General features: G+C 62.8%; 16 protein-coding genes. 7 read left to right on the top strand and 9 right to left on the bottom strand.

Annotated features, from left to right (window positions below):
- Positions 1 to 172 precede the first annotated feature (172 nt).
- A complete protein-coding gene (locus MESOP_RS12055) occupies positions 173 to 1,081 on the bottom strand; it encodes a LysR family transcriptional regulator (RefSeq protein WP_013893613.1) in 909 nt (302 codons plus the stop codon).
- A 56-nt stretch (positions 1,082 to 1,137) separates the two neighbouring features.
- On the opposite strand from MESOP_RS12055, the gene MESOP_RS12050 reads away from it, so the two are divergent.
- The gene (locus tag MESOP_RS12050; protein ID WP_013893612.1) at positions 1,138 to 1,737 is read left to right on the top strand and encodes a LysE family translocator; all 600 of its coding nucleotides are present in this window, start codon (positions 1,138 to 1,140) and stop codon (positions 1,735 to 1,737) included.
- Positions 1,738 to 2,027: 290 nt separating this feature from the next.
- On the opposite strand, the gene MESOP_RS12045 is transcribed toward MESOP_RS12050, so the two are convergent.
- Positions 2,028 to 2,822, bottom strand: coding sequence for an SDR family NAD(P)-dependent oxidoreductase (locus tag MESOP_RS12045; protein ID WP_013893611.1), 795 nt, complete (start codon positions 2,820 to 2,822; stop codon positions 2,028 to 2,030).
- A 215-nt stretch (positions 2,823 to 3,037) separates the two neighbouring features.
- Here MESOP_RS12045 and MESOP_RS12040 point away from each other — a divergent pair, with 215 nt between their 5' ends.
- Positions 3,038 to 3,493, top strand: a complete 456-nt coding sequence (locus MESOP_RS12040; RefSeq protein ID WP_013893610.1) for a MarR family winged helix-turn-helix transcriptional regulator — start codon at positions 3,038 to 3,040, stop codon at positions 3,491 to 3,493.
- A 25-nt stretch (positions 3,494 to 3,518) separates the two neighbouring features.
- Here MESOP_RS12040 and MESOP_RS12035 read toward each other — a convergent pair whose 3' ends face one another.
- The gene (locus MESOP_RS12035; RefSeq protein WP_013893609.1) at positions 3,519 to 4,697 is read right to left on the bottom strand and encodes an MFS transporter; all 1,179 of its coding nucleotides are present in this window, start codon (positions 4,695 to 4,697) and stop codon (positions 3,519 to 3,521) included.
- 208 nt (positions 4,698 to 4,905) lie between these two features.
- Here MESOP_RS12035 and MESOP_RS12030 point away from each other — a divergent pair, with 208 nt between their 5' ends.
- A complete protein-coding gene (locus MESOP_RS12030) occupies positions 4,906 to 5,259 on the top strand; it encodes an ArsR/SmtB family transcription factor (RefSeq protein ID WP_013893608.1) in 354 nt (117 codons plus the stop codon).
- Positions 5,260 to 5,726: 467 nt separating this feature from the next.
- Here MESOP_RS12030 and MESOP_RS12025 read toward each other — a convergent pair whose 3' ends face one another.
- Positions 5,727 to 6,197: a nucleoside deaminase gene (locus MESOP_RS12025; protein ID WP_013893606.1), complete on the bottom strand. Its 471-nt coding sequence runs from the start codon at positions 6,195 to 6,197 to the stop codon at positions 5,727 to 5,729.
- Positions 6,198 to 6,433: 236 nt separating this feature from the next.
- On the opposite strand from MESOP_RS12025, the gene MESOP_RS12020 reads away from it, so the two are divergent.
- The 3 genes from MESOP_RS12020 to carB all read left to right on the top strand — a co-directional run bounded on the left by MESOP_RS12020 (position 6,434) and on the right by carB (position 11,958).
- Positions 6,434 to 7,189, top strand: coding sequence for a metallophosphoesterase family protein (locus tag MESOP_RS12020; protein ID WP_041164632.1), 756 nt, complete (start codon positions 6,434 to 6,436; stop codon positions 7,187 to 7,189).
- Between the two features lie 149 nt (positions 7,190 to 7,338).
- Positions 7,339 to 8,232, top strand: a complete 894-nt coding sequence (locus tag MESOP_RS12015; RefSeq protein WP_013893604.1) for an SH3 domain-containing protein — start codon at positions 7,339 to 7,341, stop codon at positions 8,230 to 8,232.
- A gap of 222 nt (positions 8,233 to 8,454) precedes the next feature.
- On the top strand, positions 8,455 to 11,958 hold the full coding sequence (gene carB, locus MESOP_RS12010; protein WP_013893603.1) for a carbamoyl-phosphate synthase large subunit: 3,504 nt from the start codon (positions 8,455 to 8,457) through the stop codon (positions 11,956 to 11,958).
- A 3-nt stretch (positions 11,959 to 11,961) separates the two neighbouring features.
- Here carB and MESOP_RS35015 read toward each other — a convergent pair whose 3' ends face one another.
- The 5 genes from MESOP_RS35015 to MESOP_RS11980 all read right to left on the bottom strand — a co-directional run bounded on the left by MESOP_RS35015 (position 11,962) and on the right by MESOP_RS11980 (position 16,983).
- Entirely contained in the window at positions 11,962 to 13,968 is a 2,007-nt protein-coding gene (locus tag MESOP_RS35015) for an SIR2 family protein (protein WP_013893602.1), read from the bottom strand.
- Positions 13,969 to 14,185: 217 nt separating this feature from the next.
- Complete coding sequence (locus MESOP_RS11995) at positions 14,186 to 14,578, bottom strand: RidA family protein (protein ID WP_013893601.1); 393 nt, start codon at positions 14,576 to 14,578, stop codon at positions 14,186 to 14,188.
- Between the two features lie 273 nt (positions 14,579 to 14,851).
- Positions 14,852 to 15,316, bottom strand: coding sequence for a cupin domain-containing protein (locus tag MESOP_RS11990; RefSeq protein ID WP_013893600.1), 465 nt, complete (start codon positions 15,314 to 15,316; stop codon positions 14,852 to 14,854).
- A 301-nt stretch (positions 15,317 to 15,617) separates the two neighbouring features.
- Entirely contained in the window at positions 15,618 to 16,166 is a 549-nt protein-coding gene (locus MESOP_RS11985; protein WP_013893599.1) for a DUF4142 domain-containing protein, read from the bottom strand.
- A gap of 73 nt (positions 16,167 to 16,239) precedes the next feature.
- Positions 16,240 to 16,983, bottom strand: coding sequence for a DUF899 family protein (locus MESOP_RS11980; protein ID WP_013893598.1), 744 nt, complete (start codon positions 16,981 to 16,983; stop codon positions 16,240 to 16,242).
- 139 nt (positions 16,984 to 17,122) lie between these two features.
- On the opposite strand from MESOP_RS11980, the gene MESOP_RS11975 reads away from it, so the two are divergent.
- Positions 17,123 to 17,461 carry a hypothetical protein gene (locus MESOP_RS11975; protein WP_013893597.1) on the top strand — a complete coding sequence of 113 codons (339 nt, stop codon included), beginning with the start codon at positions 17,123 to 17,125 and terminating at the stop codon, positions 17,459 to 17,461.
- The last annotated feature ends 11 nt before the right edge of the window (positions 17,462 to 17,472 follow it).

Here is a 17,472-nt window from a genome sequence, read left to right as displayed (position 1 = left end):
GGGGGAAGCCCTCCGCGAAACGCACCACCGCAAGACAGGCACAATCAGGCGGGCAAGAAGACTGAGGCCAGCGGCAGTCAGGCGAAAAAAGATCGACCCCCACTCCGTCGAGCTTCGCTCGACACCTCTCCCCCGATCGACGGGGGAGAGGAACCCAAGCTCCTGCCTGGTTTCAAGCCGCAACCGGCCGCCGCGCCAGCCCATCGCGTATGTGCCGCGCGAACTCCTGCGCCGCCGGGCCGACGCCGTGCCTTGGCAGATGCAGGTTGATGGCAAAATTCGGCAGCGGCGGCAGCCCCGACTCGAACGGCAGGATGTCGAGGTCCGGAGGCACGGTCGAGGCGAGCCAGGTGGTGACGGCAAGGTCGGAGCGCACCGTCGCCGTCGTCGCGTCTATGTTGCCGTTCTCGAACACGGTGCGCCATTCCAGCCCATATTCGTTGAGAGCCGAAAGCACCGCCGGGCGGAAGGCGCAGGTGTCGGCGACGATCGAGACCGGCAGCGGCCGCTTGGCGCGGGCGACGCCGCCCTTCGCGCCGACCCAGACCAGCCGATCGACGGCAAGGCATTCGCCGGCCGTCGGCCCAACCCGCTCCTCGATCACCGCAAGGTCGATGGTACCTCCCGCAAGGGCCGTGGCCAGTTCCGGCGACGAGGCGCAGACCAGCGAGATCTCGACCTGCGGATAGGTCTCGGCATAGGCCTTCAGCACCGGCGCCAGCAAGGTGCCGACGAGATCGTAGGGCACGCCGAGCCGCACCTGGCCGGCGACAGCACTTCCCGCCATCTCGGCCCAGATCTCGTCGTTGAGGCTGAGCAGGCGCTTGGCCTTGTCGAACAGCCGCTCGCCGGAGCGCGTCAGGCGCAGGCCGCGTCGGTCGCGCTCGAAGAGGCTGCAGCCGAGCGTCTCCTCCAGCCGCTTGACCTGCTGGCTGACGGCGCCCTGCGTCAGATGCAGCGCGTTGGCGGCCGCCGTCATGCTCGCCTTGTCGGCCACGGTGACGAAAGTGCGCACCAGCGCAGTATCGAGATTGCGGATCATCCGTTCATTATAGGTGCTAATGCCAAGCATCGCAAACATTGCATTTACTGATATTAGCTCAAGTTTACCATGGAGCCTCCGACGAAGGACGCCCCATGCTCCAGCCCATCCTGCCGCTCATCCTGTTTGCCTTCGTGGCCACCGCCACGCCGGGCATCGCCACCACCTTGTCGACCGCCTCGGGCGCGCAGTTCGGCTTTCGCCGGTCGGTTCCCCTGATGATCGGCAGCGCCGCCGGCCTCGCCACCGTGACTGCGGCTGCGGCCGCCGGCCTTGCCGGCCTGCTGCTTGCCGTGCCCTCGCTGCAATTGGCGATGAAGGTGATCGGCTCGCTCTATCTCCTGTGGCTGGCGCTCAAGATCGGCCGAGCCGGGCCACCCAATCTCGATGTGACGATGGCCAGGCCGAACAGCTTCCTTGGCGGCGCCGGCATCCAGTGGATGAACCCCAAGGGCTGGGCGATGGGACTGGGCGCGGCGGCCTCCTTCGCAGCCCTTGCCGACGGGCCGGGACAACTCGCCTTGCTGCTCGGCTCGACCTTCGGCCTCGCCGCCGCCATCTCGCTGTCCGTCTGGTGCGTCGCCGGCATGGTGTTGGCCCGGCTGCTCAAGACGGAATGGCAATGGCGCGCGCTCAACATCGTGCTGGCGCTAGTGCTGGCCGCCTCGATCATTCCGATGTGGCGGCCGGCTTGAGGGCGCGGCGGCCTTGCAGAACCTGGGGCTTGTCCCCTACAAAGCGCTTATGCTGAGCTGGTCGACCCCCACTCCGTCTCGGCTTCGCCGAGCCACCTCTCCCCCGATCCACGGGGTAGAGGAAAGGCGCCAGGCTTTTTGCCGTCAACGCTCGTCCAGCAAAGCTCCCTTCCTTTCCCTCCGGAGGGGGAAGGTGGCGCTGCGAAGCAGCGACGGATTGGGGGAACCACGTGGCAGTCAAGCCTCGGGCCGATCGGTCACGCCAGTCACAGAAGGTATGTGCATTGGCTTCAAACCCCGTAACGCGCCGCCGGCTTGTCTGCATGCAGGCTGCCGTAGAAGGCTTGCCGGGCGCCGAGGAACGTGTCGAGCTTGGCGGTATCGGCAAGTGCGGGAACGGTGACGGCTTCGCCCCTGGCCAGGCCGACAAGGGCGGCATCGACCATGTCGTCGGCGGTCATGATGATCTCCTTCGGAACGTTGGCGATATCGGTGCCGGCAAGTTCCCAGAAATCGGTCCGGGTCGCGCCCGGCAGCACCACCTGCACCTTCACATTGGTGCCCGCGACCTCACGGTGCAGGGCTTCGGTGAAGTTGACCACATAGGCTTTGGTGCCGCTGTAGATGCCGCCGAAGGAGGTGTCGAAGGCGAGCACCGAGGCGATGTTGACGATGCCGCCGCGGTTGCGTGCCAAAAGCCCCGGCAGCACGGCGCGGGTTAGGCGCGTCAAGGCGATGGTGTTGACCTTGATCATGCGCTCGGCCGCGTCGACGTCGGCGGTGGCCACGACGGCCTGACCGCCGATGCCGGCATTGTTGACCAGCAGTGTGATGCTCTCGTCCGCTGTTACAGCTTGCTCGACGCGACGCACATCATCATCGTTTGCAAGATCGGCGCTGATCACGCTGACCTTGCGATCGTAGGCATGGCGCAGCTTTTCAGCCAGTTCTGCCAGCCGGTCGGCGCGTCGCGCCACCAGCACAAGATCGTAACCCTGGCCGGCGAGCCGGTCGGCATAGACGGCGCCGATGCCTGACGAGGCGCCGGTGACGACCGCCGTGCCCTTGTTGTTTTCTGCACTCATTATCCTGCTCCTTGTTTCGACCAATTGGTTCGTTTCGACCCTTGTTGCCGGGCTCCGTGGGCAATCGCCCTCGCCTTCACCAAAGTCGCTCAACTCAATAGTGGCATATGCCACTATAAACGAAGTAGGCATATGCCACTATCTTGTCAATGATCTCAACGGGGATTATTTGTCAGGCTGCGACGGACATCATGTCTCTGCCGCGAGGACCTATCATGCCGAAAGACGCCCTGCCCGGCCTTAACCTTTGCAACAACGCCATGCTGCGGCGTGCAACGCGCAAGCTCGGCCAATTCTATGATGATGTGCTGGCCCCTTCGGGGCTCAAGGCAACACAGCAGGGTCTGCTCTACCAGATCCATGTCGGCAACGAGCCGGCAATGGGCGCCCTTGCCGCTGCCCTTGTGATGGATCTGTCGGCGCTCGGTCATACGCTGAAGCCGCTGATCCGCGACGGCTTCCTCGAAACCTTCGCCGACAAGGATGACCGCCGCATCAAGCGCGTCCGGCTGACGCCGTTGGGCCGTGTCAAGCTCGATGAGGCCGTGAAGCTTTGGGAAGTCGCCCAGCGGCGATTCGAGGATCTGGTCGGCAAGGAACAGGCGGCGAAGCTGCGCGCGGTGCTGGATGACATCGCCGCGCTGGATTTCGATCTGCCGTCGGCCACCTGAAGCAGCCGACGGCTTTTCGCAGACCTTATTCCGCCGGCATCGCCACTGGCCTGGCCAGCATCCGGCCGGCCAGCACGATGCCGAGCCCGACAATCGGGAATGCAGCCGCGACCAGGCCGAGGTCGGCCGGCGCGCCATAGCGCAGCACGGCGCCGCCGACCACGGCGCCCAGCGCCACGCCGAGATAGAGCGCCGAGGCATTGAGCGACAGCACGATCGGGGCGGCATCTGGCGCCAGCTTGATGATGCGGCTGGCCTGCGCCGGCGGGAACGCCCAGCCGACAATGCCCCACGGCACCATCATGCCCATCAGCGCCGGTCCGGCAATGTTGTGCGGCAGGAAGGTCGGGACCAGCGAGAAGGTGACCAGCATCGCCGCGCTCAGTGCCAGCGACCAGGCAACGGTGCGCGTCGCGCCGAAGCGGTCGGCGGCCTGGCCGCCGGCGACATTGCCGATGACGGCGCCGACGCCGAAGGCGAGCAGCATGCCGGGCAGCGCCAGCGGGCTGAGCCCGCCGCCTTCGATAGCCAGAGGCGCGATGAAGGCGAAGACGGTGAAGGCGCCGATCAGGGCGAAGACCGTGGTCAGCAGGATCGGCATGACGCCGGGACGCAGTGCCGCCGCCAGCCGCCGCCTGAGCGGCAGTTTGGTGCCGACGATGCCGCGCGGCAGCCGATACCACAGGATCGCGCCGGCCAGCGCGCCGAGCCCGGCGATGGCAAAGAAGGTGCCGCGCCAGCCCGCGACCGTGGCAACGAGCGCACCGAGCGGCGCGCCGAGCGCAACGGCCACCGTGGTGCCGCCGACGACGACGGCAATGGCGCGAGCGCGGTGGTGGTCATCGACCAGTGCCACCGCCGTACCTTGCGCGGTCGCCGCGAACAGGCCCGACGACAGCGCCATGATGATGCGCGCGATGAGCAGCACTTCGAAGGACGAGCTCAAGGCGGCGGTGATGTTGCCGACGACGAAGAACACCAGCGTCCACAGGATGACGCGGCGCCGGTCCCATTCGCCGGTGAGCGTCGCCAGGATCGGCGTGCCGATCGCATAGGCGAGCGCGAAGGCAGTGATCAGTGTGCCCGCCAGCGGGATGGAAATGCCTGCATCCCCAGCGATGTCAGGCAGAAGGCTGGAAATGACGAAGCCCTCGGTCGAGATCGTGAACGATCCGAGCGCGAGCCAGAAGAGACGCTTGTCCATGGGGAAGTGTCCTTAGTTCAAAAGTTATTGAACAATTGTACATAACAGGGCATGATGTCAATGAAGCCAGGGGAAAATAGCTGAACCATCCTGACAGCCCTGTGTCAGCACAAAGGTCAGCACGGGTCGAAACGGGAGAAACAGTGTGTACGGGCAGGCGAGGACGGATGCGTTGAAATCGGCCCGAACTGCGCTTAGGTTTCCAGCCATGACGCTGCCTCACCCCAATACGGACCAGATCAGCCTGCCCATCGTGCTCGGCGTGCTCGGCGACCCGACGCGGCTTGCCATCGTGCGCTATCTCGCCAGCAAGGAAGGCGTACCGCTGAACTGCAGCCGGTTCCTCGATCTCGGTTCGAAGACGAATTTGAGCTATCACCTCGCCAAATTGCGCGAGGCCGGCGTCACCCGCACCGAAGTGGTCGGCACGAACCGGATGATCACGCTGCGCCGCGTCGACCTCGACGCCCGCTTCCCCGGCCTGCTCGACAGTGTCATCGCCGCGGCCGGCAACTCTGCCCTTCCAGCGGTCGGCGGCCCCGACATCGAAGTGCCGGCATAGCCTCAAAACTCGATCGGATGGCTGACCAATGGCCAAGTTGGGTGGAAAGTCCATGTCGCTCGACGAGCACATTCTCGGGAATCAGACTTTCGAGCCAGGAGTGATCGATGCGTAGCTCTCAAATGGAAAAATACGTCTGGGCGTCGATCCTATATTACGCTGTGGCCGTGGTGGCGTCTGTGCTTCTTGTAGCCGCTTGTCTGAGCGGCCTTGGCGTCGCGTGGACCCTGATTGCAATATTCGGATATTTTGCGCTGATTGCATCTCTTAATATCTGGCGACGCAGAAGGCACCCACGAAGCCTGTACCAGGTAGAATTGACCAAATGGCGATTGGACAGCTAGTCGCCAGTGCAACCTGCCACGCAGCCAGATACTTTTTGAAGGGCCGACCGCGTCTTTCGGCCCGACGCTCTACTTCTATTTCGCGAAATAGCCCGCCACTCGTAGTCTAAGGTTCTGGCGCCCCTAGCGCTGCCAAAAGCCGATATGCGGCGCGAGAAGCTCCTCCTCCATCTCTGGGAAAGGGCCGTGGACCTCGACCGGTTTCTGCCCGGAGGCAAGGACCGTGCGCGACGCGAGGTTCATCGTCGGGTTGTCGGCATGGTCGCCAGTCAGCTCCAGAAGCTTGGTCTCCTCGAAGCCGTAGACCAGCCGGCCGATATTCGCCCAGTAAAGCGTTCCGGTGCACATCGCGCAGGGCTCGCCGGTCGAGACCAGTGTGCAGGACCAGAGGAATTCCGGCGGATAGGCGTCCGCGGCACGCCGGGCGAGTTTGGTTTCGGCGTGGCGCACGGTGCTGATGTTGCCTTGCCCCATGAGGATGCGATCGTCGGGGCCGACGAGCACACAGCCGAAAGGATGGTGCCCGTGCGCGGCGGCGTCGCGCGCGACGTCATTGGCAGCGCGCAGGTGGGCGAACATCCGGTCGCGGGTCATCGCCTGGTGCCTTTCGAGGCTGTCTAAGCGGATATTCCCATATGAATTTCGGGACGGCGTGGACGCTAGCAAATGCAGTGCTTCCGCGATAGCCACGGCTGGGCTGCCCAGTGGTCCCGTCCCGAACGATCTCAAGAGCCTGATGACAACGACGGGGGCTTGATAACGAAGGCGGGGGCTTGATAACGAAGAAGGGCCGGAAAGCCTCCAACGGCCGCGCCAAGGGAGCCCACCGCATGCGCATAGCCGTCCTCGCCGATATCCACGGCAACATACTGGCGCTGGATGCCGTGCTGGAGGATTTGGCGCGGCGTGGCGGCGCCGATCTCACCGTCAATCTTGGCGACAGCGTTTCCGGCCCGCTCTGGCCGCGCGAGACGTTTGCAAGGCTGCAGGCGCTGAACCTGCCGACGGTGCGCGGCAACCATGATCGCCGCGTCGCGGCCGACCCCGCCAATGACGAGATGTGGCCCTCGGACGTCTACGCGCAGGAGCGGCTGACGCAGGCGCAGCGCGCGGTGCTTCTCGCGCAACCCCTCACCCTGGAGATCGCACCCGGCGTCATCGCCTTCCACGCCCGTCCCGACCATGACGAGAAATATCTCACCGACGCGATCGTCGATGGCCAGTTGGTGCGCGCGCCGCTGGCGGCGATCCGGCGCCGGCTGAAGGCGCTCGCCCCGGCCTGCCGCATTGCGCTGTGCGGCCACAGCCACCGCGCCGAGTTGGTCCGTGTTCCCGATGGCCCGGTCATCTTCAACCCCGGCAGCATCGGCTGCCCTGCCTATGACGATTCAACGCCGCCGGCACATGTCTCCGAGCAGGGCTCGCCGCACGCCCGCTACGGCATCGTCACCTTGGGCGGCGCCGGCCTGCCCGACCGTTTCGAGGCCATTGCCGTCGGCTACGACCACGAGGCGGCCGCACGGCAGGCCGAGCAGGCGGGACGGCCGGAATGGGCCCACGGCTTGCGCACCGGCTTCATGCCGTAAACCGCGCGGCCGGCTTCCCAGCGATCGACCGGCACCAGCTTTGCCACAATTTTCGGACTTACATGGCGGCCCGTCGTCCCCTATAAAACCGGCCGAGCATGCGGCGGGACCGCCGCGGCATGGTGTTTTGAATATCGGCGCACGGCCAAATGATGAGGCGCACAGTTACGCTCCGAACAAGTTTGCAGGCGCTGATCGCCGTTCCGCTGCTGATGGCGGCGTGGCCGGCCATTGTCCCCGCCCATGCCGAAGACTTCATTTCGGTCGTCACCGGGCTTGCCCCCGACGACCTGCTCAATATCCGCGCCAAGCCATCGCCGATCGGCAAGACCGAGGCCCGCCTGGCCGGCGGCGCAAGCGTACGCAACCTTGGCTGCAACGACATTGACGGGCACCCCTGGTGCAAGGTCGAGTCCGACAATCCCAAGGCCACCGGCTGGGCCCCCGCGCGCTACCTCGTGCCTCTCAATCCGGCGACCGTTTCCGATCTGGACCAGGCGGCGGACGCGCCTGCCGGCGATGCCGCCGCCCCTCCGCCGGCGCCTGATCTGACGGCACGGCTGGGCGAGGAGGCCCACGCCGCCGAACCGCCGATGAAATCCGTTGCCGAGACCGCCATGCGGGACGCCTATGGCCTGGCTCTGGCGGCTGAAACTCCGCCGACCGGAGAGCTTCCTGACCCCGCGGCTGCACCTGTCGACAAGCAGACCGTCGCGGAACTCCCGCCCCAGCCCGACGCTCTTGCCTCTGGCGGCGGCATCGAGATTCCCTGCGCCCGCAAGGTCGGCCAGCCGATGACGCGCTGCGCGGCAATCGTCGTGCACAAGGGCACCGACAAGGCCGAAGTGACCGTGACCTGGCCCGATGGCGGCACGCGCGTCATCGCCTTCGACGCCGGCCGGCCGGCTGGCTCGGACGCGGACGGCAATTTCCGCTTCACCCGCGAGGGCACCCTCAACATGATCCGCATCGGCGAGGCCGAGCGTTTCGAGATCACGGATGCGGTGGCGTTTGGGGATCAGGGGTTAGGCGGTAGGCAGTAGGGACTAGATGGGAAGAAAAGCGTTCAGCAGCGCTTCTTATGGCCTACTGCCCAATCCCCACTCCCTACTGCCTAATCCCTCCCCTCATTTTCGGGGTTACATCCGACAAAACTCTTCCCTATAAGGCCCTCCTAGCCTGATACCAGAATCGCAAGCACAACCGGCCGGGTCTTCCCGTCCCGGTTTTTCGTGTAAGCCGCTCGCCGAACGGAATCCGAACCCATGCCAAGACGCACCGACATCAAGTCGATCCTGATCATCGGGGCCGGCCCCATCGTCATCGGCCAGGCCTGCGAGTTCGATTATTCCGGCACCCAGGCCTGTAAGGCGCTCAAGGAAGAGGGCTTTCGCGTCATCCTGGTCAATTCCAATCCGGCCACCATCATGACCGATCCGGAACTGGCCGACGCCACCTATATCGAGCCGATCACGCCGGAAGTGGTCGCCAAGATCATCGCCAAGGAGCGGCCCGACGCGCTGCTGCCGACCATGGGTGGCCAGACCGCGCTCAACACCGCTCTGTCGCTGCGCCGCATGGGCGTGCTCGAGCGTTACAATGTCGAAATGATCGGCGCCGACGCCACGGCAATTGACAAGGCAGAGGACCGCGCGCTGTTTCGCGAGGCGATGAGCAAGATCGGCCTGGAAACGCCGAAGTCGATGCTGGCCAACGCCACCGACGTCAAGAACGCCGACCGCAAGACCCATGAGGCCGAGCGCGCCGCGCTCAAGGCTGAGAAGCCGGCCGATCTCGACACCGCGCTCGATGCGCTGGAAACACGCTGGAACCTCGGCGAAGGCGACCGCAAGCAGCGCTATATCAGCCACGCCATGGCGATCGCCGCCCAGGCGCTCGACCATGTCGGCCTGCCGGCCATCATCCGCCCCTCCTTCACCATGGGCGGCACCGGCGGCGGCATCGCCTACAACCGCGCCGAATTCTACGACATCGTCCAGTCCGGCCTCGACGCCTCGCCGACCACCGAAGTGCTGATCGAGGAAAGCGTGCTCGGCTGGAAGGAGTATGAGATGGAGGTTGTCCGCGACAAAGCGGACAATTGCATCATCGTCTGCTCGATCGAGAACATCGACCCGATGGGCGTGCACACGGGCGATTCGATCACCGTCGCCCCGGCGCTGACCTTGACCGACAAGGAATACCAGATGATGCGCAACGCCTCGCTCGCGGTGCTGCGCGAGATCGGCGTCGAGACCGGCGGCTCCAACGTGCAGTTCGCCGTCAACCCGGCCGACGGCCGCCTTGTGGTGATCGAGATGAACCCGCGCGTCTCGCGCTCCTCGGCGCTCGCCTCCAAGGCGACTGGTTTCCCGATCGCCAAGATCGCCGCGAAACTCGCCGTCGGCTACACGCTGGACGAGCTGGAGAACGACATCACCGGCGGCGCCACGCCCGCCTCTTTCGAGCCGTCGATCGACTACGTGGTGACCAAGATCCCGCGCTTTGCCTTCGAGAAATTCCCCGGCGCCGAGCCGGTGCTGACGACCGCCATGAAGTCGGTCGGCGAAGTGATGGCCATCGGCCGCACCTTCCAGGAATCGCTGCAGAAGGCGCTGCGGGGACTGGAGACCGGCCTCACCGGCCTGGACGAGATCGAGATCCCCGGTCTCGGCCACGGGGCGGCAGTTGCCAGCCATGTCGACGACCGCAACGCCATCCGCGCCGCCTTGGGCACCCCGACCCCCGACCGGCTGCGCATGGTGGCGCAGGCGATCCGCATGGGCACCTCGCTGGAAGACGTCCACGCCATGTGCAAGATCGACCCGTGGTTCCTCGAGCAGATCGCCGGCATCCTGGCCATGGAAGCCCGCATCCGCGAGCACGGCATCCCGCAGGACGCCGTCAATCTGCGCATGCTGAAGGCGATGGGCTTCTCCGACGCCCGCCTCGCGTCGCTGACGAAGACCGACGCCGAAGTGATTCAGAAGATTCGCGAAAAGCTCGACGTTCATCCAGTTTATAAACGCATCGACACCTGCGCCGCCGAGTTCGCCTCGCCGACCGCCTACATGTACTCCACTTATGAAGTGCCGTTCGCAGGCAGCCTCGCCAACGAGGCGCAGGTCTCGTCGCGAAAGAAAGTCGTCATCCTCGGCGGCGGGCCGAACCGCATCGGCCAGGGCATCGAGTTCGACTATTGCTGCTGCCACGCGGCGTTCGCGCTGCGCGATGCCGGCTATGAAGCGATCATGATCAACTGCAACCCGGAGACCGTCTCGACCGACTACGACACCTCGGACCGGCTCTATTTCGATCCGCTGACGGCGGAGGACGTGCTGGAGATCCTGCGCGCCGAACAGGCGTCGGGCGAGCTGGTCGGCGTCATCGTCCAGTTCGGCGGCCAGACGCCGCTGAAGCTCGCCGACGCGCTGGAGAAGGCCGGCATCCCGATCCTCGGCACCTCGCCAGACATGATCGATCTGGCGGAGGACCGCGACCGCTTCCAGAAACTCCTGCACAAGCTCAACCTCAGCCAGCCGAAGAACGGCATCGCCTATTCGGTCGAGCAGGCCCGCCTCTTCGCCGGCGAGCTCGGCTTCCCGCTGGTGGTGCGCCCGTCCTATGTGCTAGGCGGCCGCGCCATGCAGATCATCCATGACGAGAGCATGCTGCAATCCTACCTGCTCGACACCGTGCCCGGCCTGGTGCCGGAGGACATCAAGCAGAAATACCCCAACGACAAGACCGGCCAGATCAACACGCTGCTGGGCAAGAACCCGCTGCTGTTCGACACCTATCTCAGTGGCGCCATCGAGGTCGATGTCGACTGCCTCTGCGACGGCAAGGCGACCTTCGTCTCCGGCATTCTCGAGCACATCGAGGAGGCCGGCATCCATTCGGGCGACAGTGCCTGCTCGCTCCCCGTCCACTCGCTGCCTTCCGAACTCGTCGACGAGCTGGAGCGCCAGACGGCAGCCCTTGCCCGTGCGCTCAATGTCGGCGGGTTGATGAACGTGCAGTATGCGATCAAGGACGGCACGGTCTATGTGCTGGAGGTCAACCCGCGGGCGTCGCGCACCGTGCCCTTCGTCGCCAAGACGATCGGCAGACCAATCGCGAAAATCGCCGCCCGCATCATGGCCGGCGAGAGCCTGGAAGACGCCTTCGCCCATTACGGCGCCATGCCCGACCCCAGGAACCCCGGGCACATCGCGGTCAAGGAAGCCGTCTTCCCCTTCGCCCGCTTCCCCGGCGTCGACATATTGCTCGGGCCGGAAATGCGCTCCACCGGCGAGGTCATGGGCCTCGACCGCGATTTCGCGCTGGCCTTCGCCAAGAGCCAATTAGGGGCCGGCGTCGACCTGCCCCGCTCCGGCACGCTGTTCGTTTCGGTGCGCGACGAGGACAAGAAAGGCATCCTGCCGGCGGTCAAGCGCCTCGCCGGCCTCGGCTTCAAGGTGCTGGCCACCTCGGGCACCCAACGCTTCCTCGCCGAAAACGGCGTCGTCGCCGAGAAGATCAACAAGGTGCTGGAAGGCCGCCCCCACATCGAAGACGCCATCCGCAACCGCCAGGTCCAGATCGTGTTCAACACCACGGATGGCCAGAAGGCGGTGTCGGACTCCAAGTCGCTGCGCCGCGCCACGCTGATGCAGAAGGTGCCGTATTACACGACGCTGTCGGGTGCCGCCGCGGTGGCGGAGGCAATTGCGGCGCTGAAGGCGGGGAGTTTGGAAGTCAGGCCGCTGCAGGAGTATTTTGCATAGAGCTTAGGCCTTCTCGTCAGAAAATGTGTCTGCTGCAAGAAGCTGCTCGCGCATAAGTTTATATCTTGCCTCAGATCTGTCAGCCTGTGTCAGCAAATTTGCACGCTGATAGGCAAGGTAACTCAGCTCAGCGGCAGCGAGTGCTGATACCTTGTTTGCCTCAAGGCCGTTTGCATCATACAAATTCTTATAGACACTACAGAGATTTCCTTGCACTAAGGCATACAGAGCTGGCTGCTGATCCATACTAAGTCGGTCTATAGCGAGCAAATAGGCGTCAGCAGCCATCTGCAATAGATCACTATTGTGAGTCCTTCTTGCAATATAAGATAACGCATTTCCGATTCCATTCTGCGTGGCAGCCCAGCGCTCAATATCGCGGTCGGGTCGTCGAATTTCTTGCGATTTTTTAAACACCTCTATCGCTTGATCTGCATATTTCTGCGACTGAGTTCGCTCAGCGAGGGCAACCAGTGCATTACCGATGCCATGCTGAACGTCCGCCCATAACTCTGGCTGTGAAAGTCTTGAAATCTCCAGTAGAACCTTTCTTTGAAGGCTCAGCGACTTTCGTACATATTTCGCTTCTGCCCGAGCGTTAACCCCCGCAGTAGAAAGCTCGCTCGCCAAACTTGCTAGCCGTTGCCTATCGATCTCTTTCGTCGGCGTCGACCACAACACTTCCAGAGACAAAAGGCCCAGAGAAAAAGCCTCGGGCTCTCGATGCAGAGCACAATACTCCTTACAAGAAACCACACCTTCCTCAACTACATCAAAGGATACTAACTTTACGTCCTTTTTATCCGAAATTTCCATGTTGTATAAATTATAAGAACCGTCAATATCTCCAGAAAGCCGCTTCGCCCTGATGGCTTTCGCTATTGTTTTATTTGGATCAGTTTCAGAAGTCGCATCGTATTTTCTCAAAAGGTCTAATCTATTTGACGCCGTAGATATCTCCGCTAAGATATCTGGGTCAACTATTATTGATGATTTTGTTTGTTTTATCCATAAGTCAATAAGTTTCAAAGGATCACCGATAGCGCTTGGCGTGCCTACCCGGAGTTCTTTAGCAAGCTCAAGAAAGAACCTATCTGAATCTTGACCAAGTATAACTCCGCTATTTCGAGACGTTCCAAGAAAATTCCTAGCTTTTTCCGATAGTGAATCAGCGTTATCTGCATGCTGAACCCAAAAAATATTCTTGTCTGGATAAATTTCCCCCGCTTTTACCAAAAGATTCATGAGTCCGTCCTCACGGCCACCGTAGCCAACAACCACGATAGCATGCGCATGGTGCAAGAGAGATTGAATAGCAGCGATCGCAGATGCATCATTTTGAACAGCGCTAACGTCAGCGCTATCATTGCGAAGCAAGTACGTGTGCCTGGAGCCATGAATCTCGATTAACTGAGGATGTCGCGGCGCTCCATCAATTCTATTCAAAGATTCCAGACCATCGCAGACGACAGGGATCACTCCAGCTCGAACCGTTCCACTTAAGACTAACTGATCAAAATTGGTTGTCAGAACGGTATTGAAGTACCCCTTTGCCACCAACTCCCCTAATACCAAATGCGACCAATTTATAGATCCGTCCGATTTATCCACCAATTCCGAGAATATGTGCCGAACGTCATCTGGCTGAGTGAAATATCTACGAAAGCAATGATCATAGACAAGCCACCAATCAATTTGACTTTCTGCTGTTTTACCAGATTTTACTTTATCAATCGACGGAATCGCGCAGCTTACAAACCGCCCGTCAGATTCAAGCTTTTTATATATTTCTTCTGGAGTTTCAGCGGCATTTGGATCAAAACCAAGACGCTCTGAAACAGACCGTATCAATATCTTGGCGATCTCGGATGCGCCGGGAATCCCTGCGGAAATCGAGGCGCCTGCGCCCATGATTATTACATTGTTTCGCCTGCCACGGCGATCTTTACTTGCAAATAGTATTCTCTCGGCCAGGAACCCAACAGTGATATCCGTTCTGGGTTCACGCATTCGATACGTTCCTGAGGGTTGAGGCTTTGATCAACGATTCCTTTTGAACTTATCATTTTTTCCGTGAAGCGATACTAGCTAACGAAATGCAAGACGATGCCGGTCTGCTCAGCATCTGGTGCGGGTGGGCGCCAGACAACACGAAGCTTCGACAAGCCGCACTCTGGTGTTGGAGTTAACATAGCGCCTTCCCCCGTTTGCGAGAAGGGTAGGAGAGTCACGCCACCGCCACGCACTCAATCTCAATATCAAACTCCATCGGCCAAGACGCCACCGGCACAAAACTCCGCGCCGGCGGGTTCACGCTGAAGTATCGCGCGTAGACCCGATTAATCGCGTTGTAGAAGCCGGAATTGACGGCGTAGATGCGCACCATCACCACATTGTCCAGCGAGGTGCCCGCCGCTTCCAGGCAGTGTTTCAGCGCTTTCAGCGACGCCTCGGTCTGGGTTTCGATGTCGCCGCGCACCATCTCGCCGGTCACCATGTCCACCGGCGGCGTCGCCGAGATGAACACGAAGCCGTTGGCTTTCACCGCGGTGGAACAAGGCAGGCCGAGTGAGCGCACCTTGTCCGACATGACGGGTACTTCGATGATTTCTTTTTTCATAATGGTGCTCCCCTGGGTTGGCAGGAGCTTATCGCGCTGCCGGCCGAACACCAGTGCAGTTCTTTCCTTCTCCCCCTGTGGGAGAAGGTGGCACGGCGCGTCAGCGCCGGGTCGGATGAGGGGTGTTCCAGCTTGGCGATACCGTCAAACAATTACGAGATCGAACCAGAAAACACCAACGCCTCACTCCGCTGGAGCACCCCTCATCCGTCTTGCCGCTTCGCGGCAATCCACCTTCTCCCACAGGGGGAGAAGGAAAGGCCGGCACCTCGCTCACCCCTGCCCCGGATACGGCGTTCCATCCTTATGCAGGAACCGCCCATCCGAACTCGGGCTCATCATGTCGATGTCGGAGCAGGTGATGACGTCGTCCGGGTTGCGCGAGCCGACCTCCAGATAGCGGGCCGTCGTCGCCGAGCGGTTGATCATATGGTGGCCGTTGCCGCTGTTCTTGGCGAAGGCAGCACTATCGCCCGCCCTGAGCAGCGTCTCGCCGCCATCCTCGACCAGCGTCAACTCGCCTTCCAGCACATAGACGAGCTCGTCCTCATGGCTGTGCCAGTGGCGCTGGCTCGACCAGCCGCCGGGCGGGAGTGTCATCAAATTGACGCCGAAATCGGTGAGGCCGCCGGCGTCACCCAGGCGGCGGCGCGTGCGGGTGGCGCAGGGGGCATTGAAGGGCGCGGGGTAGCCGGAGCCTTGGCGGACGGGCACGGTGGCGAGGTCGATCTTGGGCATGGGTGCTTCCTCGGGTGATGGCCGCAGTTTAGTTCGTGACGGGCGCGGAGCCAACTTGCGGCACGAGTTCGCCACTGGCGAAGCATCCGCCGTCGCGCCCTACGGCGCCCCCCTCTGTCCTGCCGGACATCTCCCCCTCTAGGGGGGAGATTGGCCGTCACGTCGGCTTTCGCCAATTTTCAATGTTGCGAGAAGAGAGCCGGCGCCAAAGCTGTCAATCTCCCCCTAGAGGGGGAGATGTCCGGCAGGACAGAGGGGGGCGCCGTAGAGCGCCGACTTTGACCGCCTCGCTCTCGAACCCCTAATGCGCCGCCGCCAGGTTCTTCACGTGCTTCTCGTGCATCTGCAGTGTCGGCAGCGTCTTCTTGGCGAACTCCTTCAGGGCCGGGTCGTCGCCGGACTGGACGTAGGTCGAAAACATCGCCACCGCCTGCTTGTGCGCCTCCGCCTGCAAGGCGATGTACCTGGCCTGGAAGGCGTCGCCGTCCAGCGCCTTGAGCTGGTCGAGCATCGCCTGGTCCTTGGGCAGCAGTGGCGGGCCTTCCGGCGTGACCGATGCCGTGGTCTGGCTGTTTTCCCGGGCTGCCTTGAAATCCTCGCCAGCCTTGGTGTGGTCCTTGATCATCAGTTCTGCAAAATCCTTCACATCGGCCGCGACACCCTTGGTCTCGGCCAGCTTGCTGCTCTCGATCTCGAAGCGGTTGGCGCTGACCAGCGTTTTGGAGAATGTGTCGGTGTCGATCTTGTTTTCCGACACCGGCGGTACGTCGGCAGGCGCCGCCTGCTGCGCGAAAGCCGCGGACGCGCCGGCCAGAAGGGCAAGTGTCGCAAGAGTGAGATGCGGTCTCATCTGGTTTCTCCCGTGTTCGAATCCTCGAAGGTCCAACGCGGCAGATGCGGTGAAGTTGCGCTTGGCGTCGCGCTCAGTGGCAGCACGCCTCGCCATATTGCAGCTGCTCGTGCCAGTTCGGCCGGCCCTCGGGCGTGAAATCCATCAGGTTCCACAGGATCTCGCAGGTGCCGATGGCACGCGGGTCCTGGCCGGGTTCGGGCGGCGCGAAGCCGAGCTCCGACGACCAGAAATGGCGGATGCCCTGGGCATCGCGATGGAACACCGAGAGCAGCGGGATCTGCGCGCCGTCGGCATCCTCGGCGTTGTAGTCGCGCTTGAAGCTGTTGGACGCCGACGACACCAGCCGCATGTTCCTCCAGCCACGGTCGCGGCCGAGCGTAATGAAATTTTCGAGCCCGGTCTTGGCCACCACGGCGAAATTGAAGCCGGCGGCCTGGAGATGCCCGACCGCGCCGTCGAACTGGTCGAGCAGCGCCGTGCAGGACGGGCATGGCTGGTCCGGCCGGGCGAGCTTCGCCGTGCCGCCGCTGGTGGCGACATCGCGCGTTTCCTGCGGATGGCGGGGAAACATCATCTGGTAGAGGATGAGGGTATCCTTCCCAGGCGCGAACAGCTCCGACAGCCTGACCTTGGCCGCCTTGCCATCGGCGTCCAGCGCATCGAAGACATAGTCCTGGCGGATCGGCCCGCCCGGCGGCAGCGCGCGGCGCGCCTCGGCCACCGCTTCCATGGCGCGGCGCAGCTCGATTTCCTTCGTCAGCAGCTTTTCGCGGGCGGTGCGGTATCTGGCGGATTCATTGGGAAAGGTGATCATGATCGGCTCCTTGCGTCGTCGCGCCGGCATCCCGGCGCGGTTGCTCTGCGACCCAAGGACGTTTTGCGACGACCGGTCCCGACAATTTGTACGGGGCGGCATACCATTGTATCTGTTCGCCACCGCTCCGGGGACATCCATGCAAGAAGACGACGAGATCGACCTGCGCTGCCCGCAAGTGGTGGCCGACAATGCCGCCAAGGGCCTCCGGCTGCGCCAGCAGTTCGGCCGTGGCGGCACCGAGATCGGTGTCGCGCGGGCGACAGAACTGAAGAACCGCGAGAAGCTCGCCCCTTCCACCATCCGGCGCATGGTCAGCTACTTCGCCCGCCACGAGGTCGACAAGCGCGGCAAGAACTACGGCAACGAGCAAAACCCCTCGGCAGGCCACATCGCCTGGCTGCTGTGGGGCGGCGACGAGGGTCGCGCCTGGGCGCTGGAGCTCAAGAAGAAGATCGGCAACGCGCCCGATATCTGACAGGCAAGGCC

This window comes from Mesorhizobium opportunistum WSM2075 (assembly GCF_000176035.2).
Classification (GTDB): Bacteria; Pseudomonadota; Alphaproteobacteria; order Rhizobiales; family Rhizobiaceae; genus Mesorhizobium; species Mesorhizobium opportunistum.
This window is presented reverse-complemented; position numbering and strand designations above follow the sequence as displayed.

Coding starts and splice junctions, on each gene's coding strand:
- MESOP_RS12055 (WP_013893613.1), bottom strand. CDS start 1,081: ATGTTTGCGATGCTTGGCATTAGCACCTATAATGAACGGATGATCCGC.
- MESOP_RS12050 (WP_013893612.1), top strand. CDS start 1,138: ATGCTCCAGCCCATCCTGCCGCTCATCCTGTTTGCCTTCGTGGCCACC.
- MESOP_RS12045 (WP_013893611.1), bottom strand. CDS start 2,822: ATGAGTGCAGAAAACAACAAGGGCACGGCGGTCGTCACCGGCGCCTCG.
- MESOP_RS12040 (WP_013893610.1), top strand. CDS start 3,038: ATGCCGAAAGACGCCCTGCCCGGCCTTAACCTTTGCAACAACGCCATG.
- MESOP_RS12035 (WP_013893609.1), bottom strand. CDS start 4,697: ATGGACAAGCGTCTCTTCTGGCTCGCGCTCGGATCGTTCACGATCTCG.
- MESOP_RS12030 (WP_013893608.1), top strand. CDS start 4,906: ATGACGCTGCCTCACCCCAATACGGACCAGATCAGCCTGCCCATCGTG.
- MESOP_RS12025 (WP_013893606.1), bottom strand. CDS start 6,197: ATGACCCGCGACCGGATGTTCGCCCACCTGCGCGCTGCCAATGACGTC.
- MESOP_RS12020 (WP_041164632.1), top strand. CDS start 6,434: ATGCGCATAGCCGTCCTCGCCGATATCCACGGCAACATACTGGCGCTG.
- MESOP_RS12015 (WP_013893604.1), top strand. CDS start 7,339: ATGATGAGGCGCACAGTTACGCTCCGAACAAGTTTGCAGGCGCTGATC.
- carB (WP_013893603.1), top strand. CDS start 8,455: ATGCCAAGACGCACCGACATCAAGTCGATCCTGATCATCGGGGCCGGC.
- MESOP_RS35015 (WP_013893602.1), bottom strand. CDS start 13,968: ATGCGTGAACCCAGAACGGATATCACTGTTGGGTTCCTGGCCGAGAGA.
- MESOP_RS11995 (WP_013893601.1), bottom strand. CDS start 14,578: ATGAAAAAAGAAATCATCGAAGTACCCGTCATGTCGGACAAGGTGCGC.
- MESOP_RS11990 (WP_013893600.1), bottom strand. CDS start 15,316: ATGCCCAAGATCGACCTCGCCACCGTGCCCGTCCGCCAAGGCTCCGGC.
- MESOP_RS11985 (WP_013893599.1), bottom strand. CDS start 16,166: ATGAGACCGCATCTCACTCTTGCGACACTTGCCCTTCTGGCCGGCGCG.
- MESOP_RS11980 (WP_013893598.1), bottom strand. CDS start 16,983: ATGATCACCTTTCCCAATGAATCCGCCAGATACCGCACCGCCCGCGAA.
- MESOP_RS11975 (WP_013893597.1), top strand. CDS start 17,123: ATGCAAGAAGACGACGAGATCGACCTGCGCTGCCCGCAAGTGGTGGCC.